The sequence below is a fragment of the Roseateles sp. genome, assembly GCF_052436255.1.
GTDB lineage: Bacteria > Pseudomonadota > Gammaproteobacteria > Burkholderiales > Burkholderiaceae_C > Pelomonas.
Genome location: NZ_JBQVNP010000194.1, coordinates 1 through 7,415 on the forward strand (window position 1 = coordinate 1; position 7,415 = coordinate 7,415).

General features: G+C 69.5%; 11 protein-coding genes. 10 read left to right on the top strand and 1 reads right to left on the bottom strand.

Features of this window, described 5'->3' with window-relative positions; translation table 11 throughout:
- The 10 genes from ACT6S0_RS25125 to ACT6S0_RS25170 all read left to right on the top strand — a co-directional run.
- A partial coding sequence (locus ACT6S0_RS25125) for a c-type cytochrome (protein WP_444766482.1) occupies positions 1 to 443 on the top strand: 443 nt, incomplete at its 5' end.
- Positions 444 to 475: 32 nt separating this feature from the next.
- On the top strand, positions 476 to 934 hold the full coding sequence (soxY, locus tag ACT6S0_RS25130) for a thiosulfate oxidation carrier protein SoxY (protein ID WP_444766483.1): 459 nt from the start codon (positions 476 to 478) through the stop codon (positions 932 to 934).
- 46 nt (positions 935 to 980) lie between these two features.
- Entirely contained in the window at positions 981 to 1,292 is a 312-nt protein-coding gene (gene soxZ, locus ACT6S0_RS25135; protein WP_444766484.1) for a thiosulfate oxidation carrier complex protein SoxZ, read from the top strand.
- A gap of 32 nt (positions 1,293 to 1,324) precedes the next feature.
- The gene (soxA, locus tag ACT6S0_RS25140; RefSeq protein WP_444766485.1) at positions 1,325 to 2,146 is read left to right on the top strand and encodes a sulfur oxidation c-type cytochrome SoxA; all 822 of its coding nucleotides are present in this window, start codon (positions 1,325 to 1,327) and stop codon (positions 2,144 to 2,146) included.
- 11 nt (positions 2,147 to 2,157) lie between these two features.
- Positions 2,158 to 2,799, top strand: coding sequence for a sulfur oxidation c-type cytochrome SoxX (soxX, locus tag ACT6S0_RS25145; RefSeq protein WP_444766486.1), 642 nt, complete (start codon positions 2,158 to 2,160; stop codon positions 2,797 to 2,799).
- Positions 2,799 to 4,547: a thiosulfohydrolase SoxB gene (gene soxB, locus ACT6S0_RS25150; protein WP_444766487.1), complete on the top strand. Its 1,749-nt coding sequence runs from the start codon at positions 2,799 to 2,801 to the stop codon at positions 4,545 to 4,547. Before soxX ends, soxB begins: the two co-directional genes overlap by 1 nt.
- Before the next feature lie 8 nt (positions 4,548 to 4,555).
- Positions 4,556 to 5,056: a GlcG/HbpS family heme-binding protein gene (locus ACT6S0_RS25155; RefSeq protein WP_444766488.1), complete on the top strand. Its 501-nt coding sequence runs from the start codon at positions 4,556 to 4,558 to the stop codon at positions 5,054 to 5,056.
- 30 nt (positions 5,057 to 5,086) lie between these two features.
- The gene (locus ACT6S0_RS25160; protein ID WP_444766489.1) at positions 5,087 to 5,500 is read left to right on the top strand and encodes a DsrE family protein; all 414 of its coding nucleotides are present in this window, start codon (positions 5,087 to 5,089) and stop codon (positions 5,498 to 5,500) included.
- A 31-nt stretch (positions 5,501 to 5,531) separates the two neighbouring features.
- A complete protein-coding gene (locus tag ACT6S0_RS25165; protein WP_444766490.1) occupies positions 5,532 to 6,461 on the top strand; it encodes an MBL fold metallo-hydrolase in 930 nt (309 codons plus the stop codon).
- Positions 6,458 to 6,964, top strand: a complete 507-nt coding sequence (locus tag ACT6S0_RS25170; RefSeq protein ID WP_444766491.1) for a TlpA family protein disulfide reductase — start codon at positions 6,458 to 6,460, stop codon at positions 6,962 to 6,964. The genes ACT6S0_RS25165 and ACT6S0_RS25170 overlap by 4 nt, the downstream gene beginning before the upstream one ends.
- On the opposite strand, the gene ACT6S0_RS25175 is transcribed toward ACT6S0_RS25170, so the two are convergent.
- On the bottom strand, positions 6,937 to 7,415 hold a 479-nt coding region (locus ACT6S0_RS25175; protein WP_444766492.1), incomplete at its 5' end, for a YeeE/YedE thiosulfate transporter family protein. The genes ACT6S0_RS25170 and ACT6S0_RS25175 overlap by 28 nt on opposite strands.

Here is a 7,415-nt window from a genome sequence, read left to right on the forward strand (position 1 = left end):
TGGCCTCGCTGCTGCCCGACGTCGCCCGCCTCAACAACGGCAACCTGGCCGAGCAGCAGCGCCCCGTCGGCCCGCAGCGCGGCGTCGACACGACCAAGCCGCCTGGCGCGCGCCGCGACGGGCCCATCAGCGTCGCCGCCACGCCAGCGCCTGCGCCGCCCCCGGTGGCCGCGCCGAGCGGGGCTGCGGCCGCCGTGGCGCTGCTCAAGAAGAACTCCTGCACGGCCTGCCACGGCATGGACCAAAAGCTCGTCGGCCCGGGCTTCAAGCAGATCGCCGCCAAATACGCTTCCCGCGCCGACGCCGAGGCCTACCTCGCCGCCCGCATCAAGAACGGCAGCCAGGGCGCCTGGGGCCCGATACCGATGCCGGCCCAGGCGCTCTCCGACGCCGACCTGAAATCCATCGCCGCCTGGCTGGCGGCCGGCGCCGCCAACCGCTGATCTCTGACCCGCACCACCTGAAGGACATCCCCATGCTGAACCGTCGAACCGCGCTTGCCCGCTCCGCCCAGGTGGCGCTGATGCTGGGCGGGCTGGGCCTGCTGCCGCGCGCCGCGCTGGCCGCCTATTCCAGTGCTGCCTTCGAGGCCAAGTCCGTCGCCGACCTGATGAAGGTGCTGGGCGTTGGCGCGCCCGTCGAAAGCAAGGACGTCACCATCACCGCGCCCGACATCGCCGAGAACGGCGCGGTCGTGCCGGTGGGCGCCGCCACCACGCTGCCCGGCGCCAAGCGGCTGCTGCTGCTGGTCGAGAAGAACCCCAGCATGCTGTCGGCGGCCTTCGACGTGAACGAGTTCGTCGAGCCCAGCTTCACCACCCGCGTCAAGATGGGCCAGTCGTCCAACGTGATGGCCGTGGCGCTGATGGCCGACGGCCGGGTGCTCTACGCCCAGAAGGAAGTCAAGGTCACCCTTGGCGGCTGCGGCGGCTGATCGCCCCGCAGGCATTGCCACCCGCACAACACAACAGGAGACAGACATGCCAGATCCGATGCGCATCCGAGCCCAGGCCGCCGGCGACAAGACCACCGTCCGCGTGCTGATGAGCCACGAGATGGAAACGGGCCTTCGCAAGGACCCGGCCGGCAAGGCCATCCCCGCGTGGTTCATCCAGGAGGTGACGGCCCAGCTCAATGGCAAGCCGGTGTTCGCCGCCGAGTGGGGCCCTTCCGTGTCCAAGAACCCCTTCCTGCAGTTCGTCCTCAAGGGGGCCAAGGCGGGCGACAAGATCGCCGTGACCTGGCGCGACAACCGCGGCGAGAACCGTACCGACGAAGCCACGGTCTCCTGACCGCCCGCCCCAACGTCACTGCAGGAGGGCCCATGCGCTCAAGACTGTTTGCATTCGCGGCCATCGCCGCCGGTACGGCCGTGGCCTGGCCTTTGCTGGCCCAGACGCCGGCCGCCGCCAAGTCCACCGCCGACGGCATTGCCGAGTACCGCAAGATGCTGGAGGACGGCAACCCCGCCGAGCTCTTCGAGGCCAAGGGCGAGGAGCTCTGGAAGACCCCGCGCGGGCCCAAGCAGGCCTCGCTGGAGGCTTGCGACCTGGGCCTGGGGCCCGGCGTCGTCAAGGGCGCCTGGGTGCAGTTGCCGCGCTGGTTCCCCGACACGCGCAAGGTGCAGGACCTCGAATCCCGCCTGCTCAGCTGCATGCAGACCCTGCAGGGCTTTGATGCCGCAGAGATTGCCGCCACGCCCTTCGACAAGGGCGAGCAGGCCAGCGTGACGGCCCTAGCGGCCTGGATCTCGTCCATGTCGCGCGGCATGAAGATGGCCCTGCCGCAAAAGCACCCGGAAGAAAAGCGCTCCTACGAGCTGGGCAAGCGCGCCTTCTTCTTCCGTGGCGGGCCGATGGACTTCTCCTGCGCCAGCTGCCACGGCGAGGCGGGCAAGCGCATCCGCCTGCAGGACCTGCCCGACCTGACGAAGAACCCCGGCAACGGCGTTGGCTTCGCGGCCTGGCCGGCCTACCGCGTCTCCAGCGGCGAGCTCTGGGGCATGCAGCGCCGCCTCAACGACTGCTTCCGCCAGCAGCGCTTTCCCTATCCCGGTTTCGCGTCCGACGTGACGGTGGCGCTGGCCGTCTACATGGGCGTGAACGCTAAGGGCGCCGAATCCATCGCACCGGCCATCAAGCGCTGAGGAGAACGACCATGAAGATCCAACACCTCGCAGCCCTTGCCGCCCTCTCTTGCCTGGCTGCAGGCGCTGCCCAGGCGCAGACGGCGAAGCAGCTCGACAAGCAGGCCACCGAGATGATGCAGGCCTCGTTTCGCGAGCAAGGCATCGCCAAGCTCGACCGCGTGAACCAGGACGAGGCGCAGAAGGCCTGCTCCCAGGCCAAACCGCCCCCGCCAGCGGTCGTGAAGAAGATCGAGGCGGCCCAGATGGCCACCATCAAGTGGCCCAGCGACGGCCAGTTCATTGGTGACTGGAAGGAGGGCGAAAAGCTCTCCCAAAGCGGCCGCGGCATGACCTGGACCGACGCCAGCACCGCACCCGCCAAGAACGGGGCCATGTGCTACAACTGCCATCAAATCGACAAGAAGGAAGTCTCCTTCGGCACGATCGGCCCCAGCCTGTGGAACTACGGCAAGCTGCGCGGCGTCACCGACCCGGCCGACCCCGCCGCGGCGGCCATCGTCAAGTACACCTGGGGCAAGCTCTGGAACAGCAAGGCCTATTCGGCCTGTTCCCACATGCCGCGCTTCGGGCACGCCGAGCTGCTCAATGAGCAGCAGATCCGCGACGTGATGGCCCTGCTGCTGGACCCCAAGTCACCGGTGAATCAGTGATGTCGCTGTCCAAGCGGGATTTTCTGCAAGTCCTGTCCTGCGCCGCCGCGGCCGGCCTGCCGCTGGCCCGTGAGGCCGAGGCGGCGACCGACAGGGCCGAGGGCCGGCTCTACGACCTGCCGCCCTTCGGCAACGTCTCGCTGCTGCACATGACGGACTGCCACGCGCAACTCCAGCCGGTGTACTTCCGCGAGCCCAGCGTCAATCTCGGCGTGGGCGCAATGCGGGGGCAGGTACCCCACCTGGTGGGCGATGCGCTGCTGAAGGCCGCCGGCCTGCGCCCCGGCACGGCCGTGGCACACGCGCTGACCGCGCTTGACTTCGAGACCGCCGCGCGCCGCTATGGCCGGGTGGGTGGCTTTGCCCACCTGACCACGCTGGTCAAGCGCCTCAAGGCCAGCCGCCCGGGCGCACTGCTGCTGGACGGCGGCGACACCTGGCAGGGCTCGGCCACGTCGCTGTGGACCAATGGCCAGGACATGGTCGACGCCTGCAAGCTGCTGGGCGTGGACGTGATGACGGGCCATTGGGAGTTCACCTATGGCATGGAGCGGGTCAAGGAGATCGTTGACAAGGACTTTGCCGGCAAGGTCGACTTTCTCGCCCAGAACGTGAAGACCGCCGACTTCGGCGACCCGGTCTTCAAGCCCTACACCCAGCGCCGCATCAACGGCGTGCCGGTGGCCATCATTGGCCAGGCTTTCCCCTACACGCCCATTGCCAACCCGCGCTACCTGGTGGCGGACTGGGAGTTCGGCATCCAGGACGCCAACATGCAAAAGGTCGTCGACGAGGCCCGCGCCGCCGGCGCCCAGCTCGTCTGCGTGCTGTCGCACAACGGCATGGACGTGGACCTGAAGATGGCCTCGCGCGTGCGCGGCATCGACGCGATCTTTGGTGGCCATACGCATGACGGCGTGCCCATGGCCGTACCGGTGAAGAATGGCGGCGGCACCACGCTGGTGACCAACGCGGGCAGCAACGGCAAGTTCCTCGGCGTGATGGATTTCGACGTCAAGGGCGGCCGCATGGTGGACTTCCGCTACCGCCTGCTGCCCGTCTTCGCCAACCAGCTGCGCCCCGACCCCGACATGCAGGCCTTGATCACCAAGGTGCGCGCACCGTATGAGGCCAAGCTCAACGAGAAGCTTGCCGTCACCGACGGCCTGCTCTACCGCCGCGGCAACTTCAACGGCAGCTGGGACCAGCTGATCTGCGACGCGCTGATGGATGTGCAGGGCGCCGAGATGGCGTTCTCGCCGGGCTTCCGCTGGGGCACCACCTTGCTGCCCGGCGACACCATCACGCGCGAACTGCTGATGGACCAGCTCGCCATCACCTACCCCTATGCCACGCTGACCGAGATGACCGGCGCGACCATCAAGACCGTGCTGGAAGACGTGGCCGACAACCTCTTCAACCCCGACCCCTACTACCAGCAAGGGGGCGACATGGTGCGCGTCGGCGGCCTCAGCTACACGATGCGACCCAACGAGGCCATGGGTAGCCGCATCGCCGACATGCGCCTGCATGGCAAACCCATCGATGCCGACCGGCGCTACAAGGTCGCCGGCTGGGCGCCGGTGGCGGAAGAAGCCCGGCATGCCGCGGGCGTCAAGCCCGTGTGGGAGCTGGTCGAGCCCTGGCTGCGGTCCCAGGGCGGGCGCGTGAAGCCGCGCACCGTCAACACCCCCAAGCTGGTCGCCATGCAGGGCAACCCCGGCCTGCTGGGCGGCTCAACCCCATGAAAGCTGCGATGACCCGCCTGCTGATGCTTGCCGCCCTGTCCCTGGCGACGTCTGCGCAGGCCGCAGGCGCACCGCCGGTCTTCAGCGTGCTGCAGCTGACGCCTGAGACGGCGCTGGCCGCCGCCCAGGCCGCGCTGGCGCACTGCCGCGCGGCCGGCTACCAGGTGGCCGTCGCCGTGGTCGACCGCACGGGCCTCGTGCAAGTGCTGCTGCGCGACCGCTTTGCCGGCGCGCACACGGTCGAGGTGGCGCCGCGCAAGGCCTGGACGGCGGCGAGCTTTCGGGTGGCTACGGCCGCGCTGGCTACCGAGACCCAGGCCGGTCGGCCCATGAGCGGGCTGCGCCACGTGCCCCAGGTCATGGCGGCGGGCGGCGGCCAGGTCATCGAGGCTGCGGGCAGCGTGATCGGCGCCATCGGCGTGTCCGGCGCACCCGGCGGCGAGGCCGACGACGCCTGCGCACTGGCCGGCGTGCGCGCCGTGGCCGATGCCATCGAACTCCGCGATTGAGAACCCCGTTCCTTCAACCTGGAGAAGGCCATGCGCCAACGCTTCCTGCCCGTCCTGTTCACGATGATCCTCGCCACACCGCTCGCCTGGGCCGGCGACCTCGTTGCCTACCACTTCGACAACGCCGCAACGCAAGGCCTCAAGGGCCTGCGCAACATCCGCAACCATCTCGACACCGACCCATCGGCCCAGCTGACGGTCGTTGCGCATGCCGAAGGCGTCGACATGCTGATGGAGGGCGCCAAGGCGGCCAATGGCACGGAGTTCGGGCCGCTGGTATCGGCGCTGAAGGCGCGTGGCGTGCGCTTCGAGATCTGCGAGATCACGCTCAAGAACCGCAGTCTGAAGAAGGAGCAGTTCGTGCTGGACGCCGACTACACGCCCTCGGGCGTGGTGCGCCTGGCCAAGCTGCAGAAGGAAGGCCACGCCTACATCAAGCCATGACGGGATGTCGCCCGAGCGTGGGATGCCGGCCATGAAGCGGCGCACCGCAGCGCTGCTGCTGGCCTTGTCTTGGGCGGCCACTGCGCTGGCAGCGCCGCTGCGCTTGCAGGCCGTCGCGCCGCAGGTCTACTTCGTCCAGGGCGAGGCCGCACTGGGCACGCCGGGCAACCGCAACTTCATCTCCAACGCCGGTGTCGTCGTCACGCCGGCCGGCGTCATCGTCATCGACGCGTTGGGCTCGCCGGCGCTGGCCGAGTCGCTGCTGCAGGCCATCCGGGCCGTCACGCCGCAGCCGGTGCGCTATGTCATCGTCACGCATTACCACGCCGACCACATCTACGGCCTGCAGGTGTTCAAGAGCCGCGGTGCCACCGTCATCGCCCACCAGGCCGGGCGCGGGTATCTGCAGTCCGACACCGCGCAGTTGCGCCTGCAGGCCAGCCGCAACACGCTGGCGCCGTGGATCAACGCCCGCACCCGCCTGGTACCGGCCGACCGCTGGCTGAAGGAAGACGAGGTGCTGGAGCTGGGCGGCGTGCGGCTGCAGCTGCGCCATGTTGGGCCGGCCCACACACCGGAAGACCTGACCGTCTTCGTCGAGGGCCCTCGCGTGCTGTTTGCCGGCGACCTGGCCTTTCGCGGCCGCATCCCCTATGTGGGGCAGGCCGACAGCCGCGGCTGGATCGCGGCCCTGTCACGCATCATTGCCGCCGCCCCGGCCGTCATCGTGCCCGGCCACGGGCCGGCCTCCACCGAGGCCCTGGCCGACCTGACGCTGACGCGCAACTACCTGCAATACCTGCGCGACACCATGGGCCGCGCCGCCGCCGAGATGCAACCCTTCGACGAGGCCTATGCCCGCACCGACTGGTCGGCCTTCGAAGCGCTGCCGCTGTTCCAGGCGGCCAACCGCATGAACGCCTACAACACCTATCTGCTGATGGAGCGCAACCCACCATGAGGCCCTGGGCGTGGCTGGCCAGCCTGGTGCTGGCGGGTGTGGCGCAGGCCGAGCCCGGGGCCCAGGCGCTGTTCGCCCGCTGCCCGGGCGGCGTGCCGTCGGCCGATGTGCAGGGCCGCGCCATCGACGCCGGCTTCTGGCAGCGTGGCCCGGTGCTCGCCGTGTTCTGGTCCAAGGACTGCGCCTTCTGCCATCGGCACAACGACAGGCTCAACCGGCTGCTGGACGAGCAGCCCGGCGCGGCGGTGCTGGGCGTGGCCATCGACCGCGATGCCGAGGCCGTGCGCCGCACCGCCGCGCGCCGCGCCTACCGCTTCCCGGTCATCGTCGACGGCCCAGGCGGCTGCGCGCTGCAGCCCCAGCTGACCCCGCGCAAGCTGGTGCCCATGACCTGCTGGCTGGGCGAAGCACCCACGCAGCCGCGTTGCGTTCCGGGCGAGATGGGCGAAGACGACCTGCGTGAACTGCTGCGCAGTCAGGCCCGATCCAATCGCCACTCCTGATAGCGCAGGCCCAGCCAGGCCCCCGCCAGCATGGCGGCCAGTGCGATGAAGCTGCCCAGCGACAGCGTCGACACGCCGGTGATGCCCTGGCCGATGGTGCAGCCCATGGCGACGATGCCGCCCACGCCCATGCAGACCGCGCCCGCCAGGTGCAGGCCCAGGTCACCCAGGTTGCCGAAGCCCTCCCAGCGGAAGCTGCCCTGGCTCAATGCCATCACTGCAGCGCCCAGGGCGATGCCGGCGACGCTGGCGATGCCCAGCGTCAAGGTCGTGGACTGGTCACTGAACATCAGCAGCCAGTCCAGCGCATAGGCCAGCGGCGCGACGGTGCTGAGCGACTCCATGCGGCGCGAGTTCGTCGCCAGATAGGCCGGCTCCAGCGTGCGCGGGTCTTCGGGCAGGAAGCCCAGGCCACCCGACACCCACCACAGCGCCGTGACCAGCAGGCCGA